We start from the raw sequence: 14,178 nt of genomic DNA, 5'->3' as shown, positions 1-14,178 counted from the left end.
CGGTCAGGTGCGCTCCCTGCGCCGCACCGCGCGCGCGGCGTAGCCGATCCCCCCGACCACCGCGAGGCCGGCGAGTAAGGCGAGGCCGCGCGCCGCGGTTCCCGTGGTGCTCAGCGACAGGCGCTCCTCCTGGTTGGTGAAGCGCCCGTGCGTGCGGTGCAGGCCCGGAACCGGCTCGAACAGGTTGTCGGGCCGGTCCGGCGCTTCCACTTCCTCCGTTTCCTGCCCTTCGAAGGCGGTGAAGGCCGCCCGGTAATCGGCGTAGGCGGGCAGCGCCTGGGTGCCGATGATCGCTTCCGCCGTGGTGAAGCCCAGCCAATGCTCCCGCTTGGGGTCCGCCGCCGCCCGGACGATGGCGCGGCCGATGTCGTCCGGGTCGAAGATGGCGCCGACCGGCCGCGCCCGGCGCGGCATGTGGCTGCGCGCCCAGTCGAACTGCGGCGTGTTGACCGCCGGCAGATGAACCATGGTCACCCGCAGGCGGCTGCCGTCATGGATCAGTTCCGAGCGCAGGCTGTCGATGAAGCCGCGGATGGCGCTCTTGGCGCCGCAATAGGCCGCCTGGAGCGGGATGGAGCGGTAGGCCAGCGCCGACCCGACCTGAAGAATGAGGCCGCGGTCGCGCGGCAGCATGCGGCGCAGCGCCGCCAGCGTGCCGTGGACGGAGCCGAGATAGGTCACCTCGGTCACCCGCCGGACTTCCTCGGGCGTCAGGTCGCGGATGCGCCCGAACACCGTCACCATGGCGTTGTTGACCCAGACGTCGATGGGACCGAGCGCCCGCTCGGCCTGCTCGGCGGCGGCCTCCACCGCCTCGGCGTCAGCCACGTCGGCGGGCAGCACCAGCGCCGTGCCGCCGAGCCGCTCGATCTCCGCCGCCACGTCCTCCAGCGCGTCGCGGGAGCGGGCGATCAACCCGACCGCCGCCCCCCACTCCCGCGCGAAGGCAAGCGCCGTCGCCCGCCCGACCCCGGCGGACGCTCCGGTGACGACGACGACGGGCCGATTGCGGTCGGCGATGGGGTTGCTGGACATGGCGGCGGGGCTCCATGGGCTGGGACGGGCATCGACGCTGTCCCAACCCGCCCGGAGCCCGCCGGTTCCGCGCCGTTGCGCCGCGGTACGCTTACGGCGCCTCGACGATCTCGAAATCGTGGGTGATTGCGGCGGTGGCGCCCAGCATGATCGAGGCGGAGCAGTATTTCTCCGCCGACAGGGCGATGGCGCGCTCCACCTTCGCCGGGTCCAGGCCGCGCCCGGTGACCACGAAATGGACGTGGATCTTCGTGAAGACCTTGGGATCGGTCTCGGCGCGCTCGGCCTCGATCTCGGCGACGCAGTCAGTGATGGCCTGACGGCCCTTCTCCAGGATCATCACCACGTCGAAGCCGGTGCAGCCGCCCATGCCGATCAGCAGCATCTCCATGGGACGGATGCCCAGGTTGCGCCCGCCCGCCTCCGGCGCGCCGTCCATGACCACGGCGTGGCCACTGCCGGACTCGCCGACGAACATCCGCCCATCAACCCACTTCACCCGCGCCTTCATGGCGGTCTCCCGATTATTGTTCGTCTTCCAATGGATGGCAGGGCTTGCAGCCGGTCGGCCAGGGCTCGCCCAGATCCTCCACGAAGCAGGTCCAGGACGGGCTTTCCAGCCGGACGCAGGCGCCGCCGGCAAAATTCAGGACCAGGGCGCCGTCGGCCGCCTCGACGGAGAGCAGCTCCAGGATCTGCGCGCGGTCCTTCACGTCGAGGCCGCGCAGCTTCACAGCCCTCACCCCCTCGATCCGCACGCCGCAATTGACGCGCTCGAAGGGGTTCAGATGGTCGTCGTCAGCGGTGGGGCCGGGGCGCCGCTTGCCCGCGGTCTCCCACTTGAAGCGGTTGGCCACCAGCACGAAGCGCGCCTCTTCGGGCAGGAAGCACATGTCGCCGATCGGCAGGATGGCGTCCTGCAGACAGGCGGAGACGACTTTCAGATCCTCGGCATCCTGGGCGCGCAGGCGGATCGGCGTGGCGGTCATGAGCTTCCCTTCGCTGTGGACGGCTGGACGGGCGTGGGACGCCGTCAGTCGTCCTCCGCCCGGATGCGTTCGATGTCCGCGCCGCAGGCCGCCAACTTGTCCTCCAGCCGCTCGTAGCCGCGGTCGAGGTGATAGACGCGGTTGACCGTCGTCTCCCCTTCCGCTGCAAGACCAGCCAGGACCAGCGACACCGACGCGCGGAGATCCGTCGCCATAACGGGCGCGCCGGTCAAACGCTCCACCCCCCGGACGAGGGCGGAGGAACCGTGCACCGTGATGCGGGCTCCCATGCGGGTCAGCTCGGGCGCGTGCATGAACCGATTCTCAAATATGGTCTCGGTGATCATGCCGGCACCCCTGGCCGTGCACATCAGGGCCATCATCTGGGCCTGAAGGTCGGTGGGGAAGCCGGGATAGGGCTCGGTCATCACGTCCACGCCGATCAGCTCGCCGTTGGCGCGGGAGACACGAATCCCCGTCTGGCCATTGGTTTCGATCTCGGTGAACTCCACGCCCGCCGGGACCAGGGCGGTCACCGCCGCCTTGATCAGGTCCAGGCGGGTGTTCAGGATGTCCAGCGTGCCGCCGGTCATCGCCGCCGCCATGGCGTAGGTGCCGGTCTCGATACGGTCCGGCACCACCATGTGGCGGGCGCCGTTCAGCCGGTCGACGCCGATGATGGTCAGCCGGTCGGTGCCGATGCCGGTGATCTTGGCGCCCATCTTGATGAGGCATTCGGCGAGGTCGCTGACCTCCGGCTCGCGGGCGGCGTTGACCAGAACCGTGGTGCCGCGGGCCAGAGTGGCGGCCATCAGCAGGTTCTCGGTGGCGCCCACCGACACCTTGGGGAAGACATACTCGGCACCGCGCAGGCCGCCCTGCGGCGCCTTGGCGACGATGTAGCCGCCCTCGATGCGGATGTCCGCCCCCATGGCCTCAAGGCCCTTGATGTGCAGGTCCACCGGGCGGGCGCCGATGGCGCAGCCGCCGGGCAGCGACACCTTGGCCTCGCCGCAGCGGGCGAGCAGCGGGCCGAGCACCAGGACGCTCGCCCGCATCTTGCGGACGAGGTCGTAGGGGGCCGTGGTGTTGGTGATGTCGCGGGCGGTGAACTCCACCACGCGGCCGGCGCAATCCCCGCCCGCCCCGGCCATGTGGATCGCGACGCCGTGCTGGAGCAGCAGGTTGCACAGCGTGTTGATGTCGGCAAGGATCGGCAGGTTGGTGAGCGTCAGCGTCCCGTCGGTGAGGAGCGCCGCGGTCATCAGGGGCAGCGCCGCGTTCTTGGCGCCGCCGACCGTGATCGACCCATGAAGGGGCTTGCCGCCGCGGATGCGGATCTTGTCCATGAAGCTGTCTTGTCCGGTCAGATGCTGTCGAAAAGGCCGAAGCCCGGCGGATTAGGCCATCTTGCGGGTCCGAGGGTCCGACGGCACGCCCATCGTCGGCGGACGTCTCGGGAGTCGTACGGGGATTGAATCTGTCAGGCGTTGTAGCGGAGCATGCGGGCGCGCTCAAGGGAAGGAATTGAGGCTTTTTCTCATGGAAGCCCTTCTCCCGCCGCAATTGAAAGGACGGACCGCGTGACACAGGACAGCGCCCGGGACAACACCCGGGACAGCATGATGGCCGGGCTGACCCTCTCCCTCTCCGGACGGCTCGACCCGGACGAGGTGAAGCAGATCCACGGCGAACTGCGCGCCTTCAACGAGCGCTTCACCGCCCCCTACGACCTGCGGGACCTCCAGGTGACCGTCCGCGGCGCGGACGGGGCGCTGGTGGCCGGGCTGACCGGCTATACGAACTGGGAGTGGCTGTATGTGGACTATCTGTGGGTCCATGACGGCCGGCGCGGCGGCGGGCTCGGCGCCCGGCTGCTGGCCGCCGCGGAGGCGGAGGCGGTGACGCGCGGCTGCCGCTGGTCGCGCCTCTACACCTACGATTTCCAGGCGCCGGGCTTCTACCGCAAGCAAGGCTATGAGGTTTGGGCGGAGATGGAGGGCTACCCGCCGGGGCACACGCAGATCTGGCTCAGGAAGGCTCTGCGGCGGGACGGGGAATAGCCTGCACGGCGGATTCGTTGCGCTTCAGGAAGACGATGACCGCGCAGACCACCACCATCCCGGCGAGCTGGGGCAATTCGAAGGTTTCGCCCAGCAGCAGGAAGGCCGTCACCCCGGCGAAGACGGGATCGAGCATGCCGATCACCGTCGCCGGGAACGGCTCGATGGTCTTCAGCCCTTCCAGATAGAGCCAGTAGGGCGCCACCGTGCCGAACACGCCGATGAACAGCACGAAGCCCACCGTCTCCCAGGTCACCTCGACCGCCGCGTAATCAATGACAGGGGTGGCAAGCAGCCAGAACAGCGCCGACAGGAAGAAGGGCCAGAAGGTCATCGACCAGCTGTCCAGCCCCCGCCGGTGGCCGTGGGCGCAGCGGACGTTGTAGGCGGCGAAGCTCACGGCGCAGAGCATCCCCACCGCCGCCCCCAGCGCGTTGCCCGACCACAGGGCCGGGTCGTAGGCGCCGACCAGCAGGAAACAGCCGGCGGCGTTGCCGGCCAGGATCAGCGCCACCGCCCGGTTCATCCGGTGGGTGCCGAGCAGCAGCCCGGCGGCCACGATCAGCATGGGCGCGGTGTATTCCAGCATCAGCGCCAGCGCCACGTTGGTCAGGGCGATGGCGTAGAAGAAGGTCAGTTGACCAGCGTCAGCCAGACCGCCAGTTCCCCCAGGAACGGCAGGTCCACCCGCCGCGCCCGGATCGGGCGGCCGAGCGCCAGCATGATCACGGCCAGAACGGCGGCGGACACCATGGCGCGCACCGCGATCATGACCAGCGGCGGCATGGCGGCGACGAACATCATCTTGGCCGCCGTCCCGGCCACGCCGAACAGCAGCGCCGAGGCGACGATGCAGCCATAGCCCCACAGGCGCCCCCGCGCCGATTCAACCGCCATGGCCCCGCCCTGCCCCGTTCCGGATCGGCGGCAACGATAGCGTGCGCGTGAAGCCGGACCGATGCGGCAAATGCGTCACGAACGCCGAAGGGTCAACCCGGCTGGCCGTCCTTCTCCCGCCCGCGCGCCTGCTCCTTGCGCTTGCGCAGGTTCTCGCGCAGACGGGCGGCGAGCCGGTCCTGCTTGTCGTCCTTTTTCGGCGGGGCGGCGGGAGCCTTGGTGGTTTCTTCCGTGGTCATGCGGCGCTCGCGGCAAGCGGGGCCGGGGCGGCGGCGCTGCCCCAGCGGCGGTTCCAGTCCTGGAACATCAGCACGTTCCAGAGCCGGTGCTGGTTGTTGCGGGTCCCGGCCAGATGCTCCGCCCAGCAGGCGCGGATCGGCGCGGGGTCGAAAAAGCCGTCCCGGCGCAGCCGCCCCTCGTCCAGCAGATCCTCCGCCCAGTCGCGCAGCGGACCGCGCAGCCAGCCGTCCAGCGGAATGGCGAAGCCGGCCTTGGGCCGCTCCACCAGAGCCGGCGGGACATGGCGGTACAAGACTTGGCGCAGCAGCCACTTGCCCTTGCCATCGCGCAGCTTCTGCGCTTGCGGCACGCGCCAGGCGAACTCCACCACCCGGTGGTCGAGCAGCGGCACGCGCGCCTCCAGCGACACGCCCATGCTGGCGCGGTCCACCTTGGCCAGGATGTCGTCCGGCAGATAGGTAACGCTGTCGAGATGCTGCATGCGCTCGACGAAATCCGGGATGCCGGCCGCCAGCCCGTCGTCCCAGGCCGGGCCATGCGGCTCCCGCCCACCGCGGACCAGCGCGTCGGGGTCCGGCCACTGGCTGACCAGCCGGCGGTAGATGGCGTCCGGCCCGGCGGCGTCCAGCACACCGGCCAGCTTGTGCAGCTTGTCGCCGGTCTGGCGCGGACGGCGCCCCTCGGGGATCAGCCCGGCCAGCGCGTCCCAGCCGGCGGGCCGGACGGCGCGGATCAGCCCGGCGGCGCCCCGCCGCAACCCGGCGGGCAGCGGCGCCATCCGCCGCCACAGGGCGGGCGCCGTGAGATAGCGGTTGTAGCCGGCGAACAGCTCGTCCCCGCCGTCGCCGGACAGGGCCACGGTGACCGAGCGCCGGGTCATCTCCGACACCAGCAGCGTCGGGATCTGCGAGCTGTCGGCGAAGGGTTCGTCGTACCAGTCGGCCAGCTTGGGGATAACCTCCAGCGCGTGGCTGGCCTCCACCCGAAGCTCGGTGTGCTCGGTGCCGAGATGGGCGGCGACCGCGCGGGCGTGCACCGCCTCGTCGTAGCCGTCCTCGCCAAACCCGATGGTGAAGGTGCGCACCGGCCGCGCGCTCTGCGCCTGCATCAGCGCGACGACGGTTGAGCTGTCGATTCCGCCGGAGAGGAAGGCACCCAGCGGCACGTCGGCCATCATCTGCCGCCCGACCGCGTCCTTGAGCAGCGCTTCCAGCGCGTCCGTCGCGTCGGCGTCGGACAGCGACAGCCGGTCGGCGATGCCGGCCCGCGCCGCCTCGCCGGCGTCCCAATAGACGCTGCGCTCGGGTTCGCGCCCCGGACGGACGGTCAGGATGCTGCCCGGCTCCAGCTTGTGGACGCCCTGATAAATGCTGTGCGGCGCCGGGACGTAGCTGAAACGCAGATAGGTGGACAGCGCGTCGCGGTCGATGTCCGCCGCGAAGCTCGGATGGGCGCGCAGCGCCTTGGGCTGGGAGCCGAACAGCAGCGCCCCGCCCATCCGCGCCCAGTAGAGCGGCTTCACCCCCAGATGGTCGCGCACCAGAAAGAGCGTGCGCTCGTGGCGGTCCCACAGGGCGAAGGCGAAGATGCCGACCAGACGGCGCACGGTGCGCTCGACACCCCAGGCGGCGCAGCCCTCCAACAGGACTTCGGTGTCCGAGTGGCCGCGGAATTGATGCCCGGCGGATTCGAGTTCCGCCCGCAGGTCCTGGAAATTGTAGATCTCGCCGTTGTAGGCGATGATCCAGCGCCCGTCCGCCGACTCCATCGGCTGGCGGCCCAGCGGCGACAGCTCGACGATGGCGAGCCGCCGGTGGCCGAGCGCGATCCCGGCCTCCCCATCGGCCCACACGCCGTCCCCGTCGGGGCCGCGGTGGGCGATGGTGTCGGCCATGCGCCGTGCTGTGGCCTCAAGCCCGGACGCAGGCCCGGAGCCGGCCAGGAAGCCGCAGATTCCACACACGGCGCGCGCCCTCGCTTTTAGTGGTCGGAGCGGTGCAGGATGCTGTCGCGCAGGCCCGTCTCGTAGGCCATCCCCTCGGCGGTCACGACGCCGTAGCCGGCGTCACGGCGCAGCATGCCCTTGCGCTCAAGGATGGTCCAGACGGCCTCGTTGGTCAGGCCGGTGGCGTCGCGGGAGGCGACGACCGCACTGCCCAGATGGAAGTGGTTGCCATGGGCGTGCGGCAGGTTGGTGACCTGGAAGGCCCCCTCCTCGCCCTCGACCGGCTTCTGCTCCAGACGGGCGAGTTCCTGAAGGAGGGTCAGCGTCTTGAGCTGCAGCGGGTTGAGGTTCGCGGGATTCTTCTTCGGCGGCATGGATGTCCGGCTCGGCAACGTGATTAAGGTTGCGGCAGTAGATCGGGTGCGCCCGCCGGCTGTCAAGCGGTGGAGGATTTTTGCGGACTGGCGTCCGGTCCCTGGGTCGGGCATAAGACGGGCTGTTGACGCGCGCGCGCGTGACTTTTTTAAAGGCAAGCGTCTGGCCGGCGCAGGCCCGTCAAGGATGGTGGATATGACGATCGTGGTCACCGGCGCGGCCGGCTTCATCGGCTCGCACGTCGCGGCGGCGCTGCTGGACCGCGGCGAGACGGTGTTGGGGATCGACAACCTCAACGACTACTATTCCGTGGCGTTGAAGGAAGCGCGGCTGGCCCGGCTCGCCGCCCGTCCCGGCTTCCGCTTCATCAAGGCCGACGTGTCCGACCGCGCGGCGGTCGAGGCGCTGACCCCCGACTTCGCGGCGGCGACCGGCGTCGTGCATCTGGCCGCCCAAGCCGGGGTGCGCTACTCGCTGGAGAATCCCTACGCCTATGTGGACGCCAACGTCACCGGGCAGGTGGCGATGCTGGAAGCGGCGCGGCGGATGCCGGATCTGAAGCATTTCGTCTACGCCTCCACCTCCTCCGTCTATGGCGCCAACAAGAAGATGCCCTTCTCGGTGGAGGACCGCGTCGACTCCCCCATGTCGATCTACGCCGCGACGAAGAAGGCGGCGGAGATGATGACCTACGCCTACTGTCACCTCTACAAATTCCCGGCGACCGGCCTGCGCTTCTTCACCGTCTACGGCCCGTGGGGCCGCCCGGACATGGCTGCCTATCTGTTCGCCGACGCGATCATGGCGGGCCGCCCGATCCGCGTGTTCAACGAGGGGCGGATGAAGCGCGACTTCACCTATGTGGACGACATCGCGGCGGGCGTGCTGGCGGCGCTCGACCGTCCGGCGGCCCCCGACGCCAATGGCGCGCCGCACGCCGTCTACAACCTCGGCAACAACCGGACCGAGGACCTGATGCGCTTCATCGGCATCATCGAAGAGTCGCTGGGGCGCAAGGCCAACATGAACATGGAGCCGATCCAGGCCGGGGACGTGCCGGAAACCTCCGCCGACATCGAGGCCAGCCGCCGCGACCTCGGCTATGAACCGACCACGTCCATCGAGACCGGCCTGCCCCGCTTCGTCGCGTGGTACAAGGGCTACCACGGCCTCGCCTGAGCTCCGCCGTTCCGATCCGCCCTCCGAGATCCGCCCCCTGAGATCCGTAAAGTGTCCGTGAAACCAAAGCTGATCTATCTCGTCACCGAGGACTGGTATTTCTGGTCGCATCGGCTGCCGATGGCCCGCGCCGCGCGCGACGCCGGCTTCGACGTCGCGGTGGCCGCCCGGATCGACCGGCATGGCGACCGCATCGCCGCCGAGGGCTTCCGCGTGCTGCCGCTGTCCTGGCAGCGGCGCAGCGTCAACCCGCTGGGCGCCCTGTCCAACGTCGCCGAGATCGCCGCCCTCTACCGCCGCGAGGCGCCGGACATCGTCCATCATGTGGCCGTGAAGCCGGTCGTCCTGGGCGGGCTGGCGGCGTGGCAGGCCGGAGTTCCCGCCGTGGTGAACGCCCTGGCCGGGCTCGGCACCATGTTCCTCGGCACCGGGGGCGCCAAGGCCCGGCTGGCCGGTCGGTTGGCCAAGCCGGTCCTGGGCTGCATGCTGCGCTGTCCCAACAGCGTCACCATCCTGCAGAACGAGGACGACCGCCGGACCCTGCTGGAGCAGCGTCTGATCACGCCTGACAAGACCTGCATCATCCGTGGCTCGGGCATCGACACGGCGCACCACGCCGTCCTGCCCGAGCCGCCGGAGCCGCCGGTGACCATCGGCTGCGCCGCCCGCCTGCTCGCCAACAAGGGCATGGACCGGCTGGTCGAGGCGCACGGCCGCCTGCTGGACAAGGGGCTGGACGTGCGGCTGATCCTGGCCGGCCAGCCCGACCCGGCGAACCCCACCTCCTTCCCGCAGCCGGTTCTCGACGGCTGGGCCGCCCGCCCGAACGTCGAGCTGGCGGGCCATCTCGACGACGTCCGCGAGCTGTGGCGGCGCTGCCACGTCGCCGTCCTGCCGACGCTGGGCGGCGAAGGGCTGCCGAAGAGTCTGCTGGAGGCCGCGGCCTGCGGGCGGGCCATCGTCGCCACCGACGTGCCGGGCTGCCGCGAGGTGGCGCGCGCCGGCGAGAACGCCCTGCTGGTCCCGCCCGGCGACGTGGCGGCCCTGACCGAGGCGCTGGAGGTTCTGGTGCGCGACGCCGCCCTGCGCCGGCAATTCGGCGCGGCCAGTCGGCGGCTGGTCGAATCCGACATGGCGGCCGACCGGGTGGGCGCGAAGACGGTCGAGCTGTACCGTCGCCTGCTGGCCTCCGCCCAGCCCGGCGCGGCCCCGGTCGCGGAGGCGTCATGACCGGCGTTGCGGCCCTCACTCTCGCCCTGGGCGGAAGCTTCGCGCTGTCCTGGCTGCTCACCGGACGGGTGCTCGCCTACCTGCGGCGCAAGGCGATCCTCGACCATCCGAACGACCGGTCCAGCCATTCCATCCCGACGCCGCGCGGCGGCGGCTGGGGCGTGATGCTGACCCTGCTGCCCGCCTGGGCGATCATCGCCGCGACGGCGGACGATCCCCTGCGGGCCCTGCCCATCCTGGTCGGCGCGGTGGTGCTGATGGCCGTCTCGTGGATGGACGACCGGCGCGGGCTGGGTCCGGCGCCGCGCTTCCTCGCCCAGATCGCCGCGGTGGTCGCCGGGCTGAGCGCGCTTCCCGGCGACGGGCTGGTCTTCCAGGGGCTGCTGCCCTTCTGGGCGGACCGGCTGGTGGCCGCGGTCGGCTGGCTGTGGTTCGTCAACCTGTTCAACTTCATGGACGGCATCGACGGGCTGGCCGGCGGCGAGGCCGCGTCCATCGGCGGCGGGCTGGCGCTGGTCGCCGCGCTCGCCGGGCTCGACCCGGCGCTGGCCCTTTACGGGCTGGCCGCCGCGGGGGCGGCGCTGGGCTTCCTGATGTGGAACTGGCACCCCGCCAAGCTCTTCATGGGCGATGTCGGCAGCGTGCCGCTGGGCTTCACGCTGGGCTGGCTGCTGCTGGCCCTGGCGGCGTCGGGGCTGTGGGTGGCCGCCCTGCTGATCCCCGCCTATTTCCTGGCCGACGCCACCTTCACCCTGCTGCGCCGTCTGGTCGAGGGCAAGAAGGTCTGGCAGGCCCACCGCGAGCATTTCTATCAGAAGGCCACCCAGCGCGGGCGCAGCCACGCCCAGGTCGTGCGGCTGGTCCTGGCGCTGAACGCCGCGCTGCTGCTGCTGGCCGCGGCGTCCGTGGCGCTGGGCTGGATGGCGCTCCCGGCGGGTGCCGCGGCGGTCGTTCTGCTGCTGACCCTGCTGGCGCGGCCTGCGCGGGCGGCGGCGTGATGCGCGTCCTGGTCACCGGGGCCACTGGTTTCGTCGCGCGGACGGTCATCCCCCTGCTGGTGACGCGCGGGCACAGCGTGCGCGCCGTGGTTCGCCGCCCCGACGTCGCGGTTCCGCAGGCGGCGGAGACCGTCGCCATCGACGACATCGGCCCCGCCACCGCCTGGGGCAACGCGCTCCAGGGCATGGACGGGGTGGTCCATCTGGCGGCCCGCGTCCACGTCATGCGCGACCGCGAGTCCGACCCGCTGGCCGCCTTCCGCCGCGTCAACACCGCCGGCACCCGCGTGCTGGCCGAGGCCGCCGCGGCGGCCGGCGTCAAGCGCATGGTCTATCTCAGCAGCGTCAAGGCGCTGGCCGACGAGAGCCGCCCGGACGAGCTGAGCGAGGAGACGGAGCCCGATCCGCATTCCCCCTACGGAATCTCCAAGCTGGAGGCCGAGCGCGCCCTGGCCGAGATTTCCACCCGCACCGGGCTGGAGGTCGCGGTGATCCGCCCGCCGCTGGTCTACGGCCCCGGCGTCGGCGGCAATTTCCTGCGGCTGATGCAGGCGGTGGACCGCGGCATCCCCCTGCCGCTGGGGGCGCTGGAGAACCGGCGCAGCCTGATCTTCGTCGGCAATCTCGCCGACGCCATCCAGGAGTGCCTGACCCACCCGCAGGCGGCGGGCGGACGGTTCCTGGTCCATGACGGGCGCCCCATGTCCACGGCGGAGCTGGTGCGCGCCATCGCGGAGGCGCTGGACAAGCCCGCGCGCCTTCTGCCCGTGCCGCCGTCCCTGCTGGCCCTCGCCGCGCGGCTGGCGCGGCGCGAGGCCATGCTGGACCGCGTCGCCGGTTCGCTGGTGATCGACGACGGAGCCATCCGCCGGGCGCTGAACTGGCGCCCGCCCTGCTACCCCGCGTACGGCTTGCGCCTGACCGCCGAATGGTTCAAAGCTGTGCGCGGCTGAACGGCCATCATGGTCCGAGGGTTGCCCGAAAGGGAACACCCCCCGGCAAAGCGATATTCCAAGGTAAAGCGCATGCGCATCCTGTCCCCGCGGGCGTCCCTCGTCTACCTGCACGACCTGACGATGACGGCCGTTTCCCTGGTTGTGGCGCTGTATCTGCGCGTGGGCCAGCAGGCGTTCGACGAATACAGAGACCCGCTGCTGACGGGGCTGCCCATTCTGGTGCTCATCGGCGCGGTGGCGTTCCGCTTCTCGGGGCTGTACCGCGGCATCTGGCGCTACGCCTCGGTGCCCGATCTGGCGCAGCTCCTGCGCGCGGTCACGATGGTCGTGCTGTGCTTCGTCGCGGTCATGTTCCTGCTGACGCGGCTGGAATCCCTGCCGCGTTCCCTGCCGGTGATCCTGTGGTTCGTGCAACTCGTCCTGCTGGGTGGCCCGCGCTTCGCCTACCGTCTGTTGAAGGACCGCCGGCTGGGACTGCACGACCGGGACATGCCCGGAGTGCCGCGCATCCCGGTGCTCGTGCTGGGCGTCAGCGACGCGGCGGAGCTGTTCATCCGCTCGCTGGACCAGAACGCCGGCGCCGCCTACCGCGCGGTCGGCCTGCTCGACGACAAGAACCGGCGCATCGGCCACGCCATCCGCGGCGTGCCCGTTCTGGGCGGTCCCGACGACCTGCCCCGCGTGGTCGAGGAGCTGGCGCAGCGCGGCGACCGGCCGCAGCGCCTGATCGTCGCCAAGGGGCAGGCCGACGTGACCGGCACCGTCCTGCGCGACCTGCTGGAGCAGGCGGAATCCCTCGGCCTGTCCATGGCCCGGCTGCCCAGCCTGACCGAGTTCAAGTCGGCGCTGGGCGAAGGCAAGATCGAGGTGCGCCCGATCGCGCTGGAGGATCTTCTGGGCCGGCCCCAGGCGGTTCTCGACCGCGGCGCCATCGCCAGCCTGATCACCGGCCGCCGCGTCGTCGTGACCGGCGCGGGCGGCACCATCGGCAGCGAGCTGGTCCGCCAGATCGCCGCCCTGGAACCGGAAACGCTGACGCTGGTCGATGCCGGGGAGTTCAACCTCTACACCATCGAGATGGAGGTGCGGGAGCGCTTCCCCGCCCTGGCGCTCCAGGCGGTGATCGCCGACGTGCGCGACCGTGACCGCATCTTCCGTCTGTTCCAGGCGCAGCGCCCCCATATGGTCTTCCACGCCGCCGCGCTGAAGCATGTGCCGCTGGTCGAGGCCAACCCGGCCGAAGGCGCGCTGACCAACGTCATCGGCACCCGCAACGTCGCCGACGCGGCGCGGGCCAACGGCTGCCGGGCGATGGTCCTGGTGTCCACCGACAAGGCGATCCGTCCGACCAGCGTGATGGGCGCCACCAAGCGCTTCGCCGAATGCTACTGCCAGGCGCTCGACATGCTGCCGCCGCGCGACGGCGGCGAGACGGCGACCCGCTACATGACGGTCCGCTTCGGCAACGTGCTGGGCTCCAGCGGGTCGGTGGTGCCGCTGTTCACCCGCCAGCTCGCCAAGGGCGGCCCGCTGACCGTCACCCACCCCGACATGCGCCGCTACTTCATGACGGTGCGCGAGGCGGTGGAACTGGTGCTCCAGGCCTCGGCCCACGGCGTCGCCCGCGCGGAGGAGCGCGGCAAGGTGCTGGTGCTCGACATGGGCGAGCCGGTGAAGATCGTCGATCTCGCGCGGCAGATGATCCGGCTGGCCGGCTACCGGCCCGGCCACGACATCAAGATCGAGTTCACCGGCCTGCGCCCCGGCGAGAAGCTGTTCGAGGAAATCCTGACCTCGGCGGAGGCGCCGTCGCGCACGGAGGCCGACGGCGTGTTCCTCGCCTCTCCCCGCGTCATCGACTACGCCCTCATCAACCGCGCCCTGGGCGAGCTGGAGACGGCGGCGCGGGCCGGGGACGCGGAGCGGGTGATGACGATCCTGTCCAACATCGTCCCCGACTTCCGCGCCGAGGCCGTCCTGCCGCCGCCCAGCGCCTTCGGCGCCCCCGCGGCGGGCGGCGAAACCGGAGCGCTGAACCAGGGCGGCTCCGACTGACGAATGGGACGGCGGGGGTGATCATGGGCGGGATTTTTCCCGCCCATTTTTCTTTGCCGAGAAGGCACTTCACCGCTTGCATCGGCGCAAAGCCTATGGCATAACCCGCGCCACTTCGACGGTTGGCCGCAAGTTCTTCCCGGCCAGCACAACCGTACCGGCGCTGCCGTAGCTCAGTGGTAGAGCACTCCCTTGGTAAGGGAGAGGTCGAGAGTT

The 14,178-nt window shown here is 70.8% G+C and carries 15 protein-coding genes; 6 read left to right on the top strand and 9 right to left on the bottom strand.

The genetic code is table 11. The features are described 5' to 3' along the window. Positions 1–3 precede the first annotated feature (3 nt). From DXK32_RS25075 to murA, 4 genes are all read right to left on the bottom strand, one after another. Entirely contained in the window at positions 4–1,035 is a 1,032-nt protein-coding gene (locus tag DXK32_RS25075) for an SDR family oxidoreductase (RefSeq protein WP_114860984.1), read from the bottom strand. 91 nt (positions 1,036–1,126) lie between these two features. Then, positions 1,127–1,546 carry an OsmC family protein gene (locus DXK32_RS25070; RefSeq protein ID WP_035674032.1) on the bottom strand — a complete coding sequence of 140 codons (420 nt, stop codon included), beginning with the start codon at positions 1,544–1,546 and terminating at the stop codon, positions 1,127–1,129. A 13-nt stretch (positions 1,547–1,559) separates the two neighbouring features. After that, positions 1,560–2,024, bottom strand: coding sequence for a DUF2948 family protein (locus DXK32_RS25065; protein ID WP_114860983.1), 465 nt, complete (start codon positions 2,022–2,024; stop codon positions 1,560–1,562). 44 nt (positions 2,025–2,068) lie between these two features. Beyond that, entirely contained in the window at positions 2,069–3,373 is a 1,305-nt protein-coding gene (gene murA, locus DXK32_RS25060; RefSeq protein ID WP_114860982.1) for a UDP-N-acetylglucosamine 1-carboxyvinyltransferase, read from the bottom strand. Between the two features lie 234 nt (positions 3,374–3,607). On the opposite strand from murA, the gene DXK32_RS25055 reads away from it, so the two are divergent. Continuing rightward, positions 3,608–4,087 carry a GNAT family N-acetyltransferase gene (locus DXK32_RS25055; RefSeq protein WP_247877332.1) on the top strand — a complete coding sequence of 160 codons (480 nt, stop codon included), beginning with the start codon at positions 3,608–3,610 and terminating at the stop codon, positions 4,085–4,087. Here DXK32_RS25055 and DXK32_RS25050 read toward each other — a convergent pair. The 5 genes from DXK32_RS25050 to DXK32_RS25035 form a co-directional block, all read right to left on the bottom strand. Further along, on the bottom strand, positions 4,056–4,676 hold the full coding sequence (locus DXK32_RS25050) for a DMT family transporter (RefSeq protein WP_162801336.1): 621 nt from the start codon (positions 4,674–4,676) through the stop codon (positions 4,056–4,058). The two genes, DXK32_RS25055 and DXK32_RS25050, sit on opposite strands and share 32 nt — an antisense overlap. 44 nt (positions 4,677–4,720) lie before the next feature. Beyond that, positions 4,721–4,984 (bottom strand): hypothetical protein, encoded by a 264-nt coding sequence (locus tag DXK32_RS25045; RefSeq protein WP_114860980.1) that lies wholly within the window; start codon positions 4,982–4,984, stop codon positions 4,721–4,723. 92 nt (positions 4,985–5,076) lie between these two features. Beyond that, positions 5,077–5,223, bottom strand: a complete 147-nt coding sequence (locus DXK32_RS32360) for a hypothetical protein (RefSeq protein WP_162801335.1) — start codon at positions 5,221–5,223, stop codon at positions 5,077–5,079. After that, on the bottom strand, positions 5,220–7,187 hold the full coding sequence (gene asnB, locus DXK32_RS25040) for an asparagine synthase (glutamine-hydrolyzing) (RefSeq protein ID WP_114860979.1): 1,968 nt from the start codon (positions 7,185–7,187) through the stop codon (positions 5,220–5,222). Before asnB ends, DXK32_RS32360 begins: the two co-directional genes overlap by 4 nt. Before the next feature lie 17 nt (positions 7,188–7,204). Further along, positions 7,205–7,543, bottom strand: coding sequence for a hypothetical protein (locus tag DXK32_RS25035; protein WP_014240524.1), 339 nt, complete (start codon positions 7,541–7,543; stop codon positions 7,205–7,207). Between the two features lie 196 nt (positions 7,544–7,739). Between DXK32_RS25035 and DXK32_RS25030 the strand changes: the two genes are divergently transcribed. The 5 genes from DXK32_RS25030 (at position 7,740) to DXK32_RS25010 (ending at position 13,962) form a co-directional block, all read left to right on the top strand. Then, positions 7,740–8,723: an SDR family NAD(P)-dependent oxidoreductase gene (locus tag DXK32_RS25030; protein WP_114860978.1), complete on the top strand. Its 984-nt coding sequence runs from the start codon at positions 7,740–7,742 to the stop codon at positions 8,721–8,723. A 51-nt stretch (positions 8,724–8,774) separates the two neighbouring features. Then, a complete protein-coding gene (locus tag DXK32_RS25025) occupies positions 8,775–9,953 on the top strand; it encodes a glycosyltransferase family 4 protein (RefSeq protein WP_247877331.1) in 1,179 nt (392 codons plus the stop codon). After that, positions 9,950–10,951, top strand: a complete 1,002-nt coding sequence (locus tag DXK32_RS25020) for an MraY family glycosyltransferase (protein WP_114860977.1) — start codon at positions 9,950–9,952, stop codon at positions 10,949–10,951. Before DXK32_RS25025 ends, DXK32_RS25020 begins: the two co-directional genes overlap by 4 nt. Beyond that, positions 10,951–11,904 (top strand): NAD-dependent epimerase/dehydratase family protein, encoded by a 954-nt coding sequence (locus tag DXK32_RS25015; RefSeq protein ID WP_114860976.1) that lies wholly within the window; start codon positions 10,951–10,953, stop codon positions 11,902–11,904. Before DXK32_RS25020 ends, DXK32_RS25015 begins: the two co-directional genes overlap by 1 nt. Before the next feature lie 72 nt (positions 11,905–11,976). Then, entirely contained in the window at positions 11,977–13,962 is a 1,986-nt protein-coding gene (locus DXK32_RS25010; protein ID WP_114860975.1) for a polysaccharide biosynthesis protein, read from the top strand. Positions 13,963–14,178: the final 216 nt, after the last annotated feature.

Origin of the sequence: Azospirillum brasilense, from assembly GCF_003349955.1 — a bacterium.
Lineage (GTDB): Bacteria > Pseudomonadota > Alphaproteobacteria > Azospirillales > Azospirillaceae > Azospirillum > Azospirillum brasilense_B.
The sequence above is the reverse complement of the archived record's forward strand: the minus strand, read 5'-3'. Positions and strand labels throughout refer to the sequence as shown.

What these genes read in the sequence shown, in the direction of transcription:
- DXK32_RS25075 (WP_114860984.1), bottom strand. Translation starts at nt 1,035, where the DNA reads ATGTCCAGCAACCCCATCGCCGACCGCAATCGGCCCGTCGTCGTCGTC.
- DXK32_RS25070 (WP_035674032.1), bottom strand. Translation starts at nt 1,546, where the DNA reads ATGAAGGCGCGGGTGAAGTGGGTTGATGGGCGGATGTTCGTCGGCGAG.
- DXK32_RS25065 (WP_114860983.1), bottom strand. Translation starts at nt 2,024, where the DNA reads ATGACCGCCACGCCGATCCGCCTGCGCGCCCAGGATGCCGAGGATCTG.
- murA (WP_114860982.1), bottom strand. Translation starts at nt 3,373, where the DNA reads ATGGACAAGATCCGCATCCGCGGCGGCAAGCCCCTTCATGGGTCGATC.
- DXK32_RS25050 (WP_162801336.1), bottom strand. Translation starts at nt 4,676, where the DNA reads ATGCTGGAATACACCGCGCCCATGCTGATCGTGGCCGCCGGGCTGCTG.
- DXK32_RS25045 (WP_114860980.1), bottom strand. Translation starts at nt 4,984, where the DNA reads ATGGCGGTTGAATCGGCGCGGGGGCGCCTGTGGGGCTATGGCTGCATC.
- DXK32_RS32360 (WP_162801335.1), bottom strand. Translation starts at nt 5,223, where the DNA reads ATGACCACGGAAGAAACCACCAAGGCTCCCGCCGCCCCGCCGAAAAAG.
- DXK32_RS25035 (WP_014240524.1), bottom strand. Translation starts at nt 7,543, where the DNA reads ATGCCGCCGAAGAAGAATCCCGCGAACCTCAACCCGCTGCAGCTCAAG.
- DXK32_RS25030 (WP_114860978.1), top strand. Translation starts at nt 7,740, where the DNA reads ATGACGATCGTGGTCACCGGCGCGGCCGGCTTCATCGGCTCGCACGTC.
- DXK32_RS25020 (WP_114860977.1), top strand. Translation starts at nt 9,950, where the DNA reads ATGACCGGCGTTGCGGCCCTCACTCTCGCCCTGGGCGGAAGCTTCGCG.
- DXK32_RS25015 (WP_114860976.1), top strand. Translation starts at nt 10,951, where the DNA reads ATGCGCGTCCTGGTCACCGGGGCCACTGGTTTCGTCGCGCGGACGGTC.
- DXK32_RS25010 (WP_114860975.1), top strand. Translation starts at nt 11,977, where the DNA reads ATGCGCATCCTGTCCCCGCGGGCGTCCCTCGTCTACCTGCACGACCTG.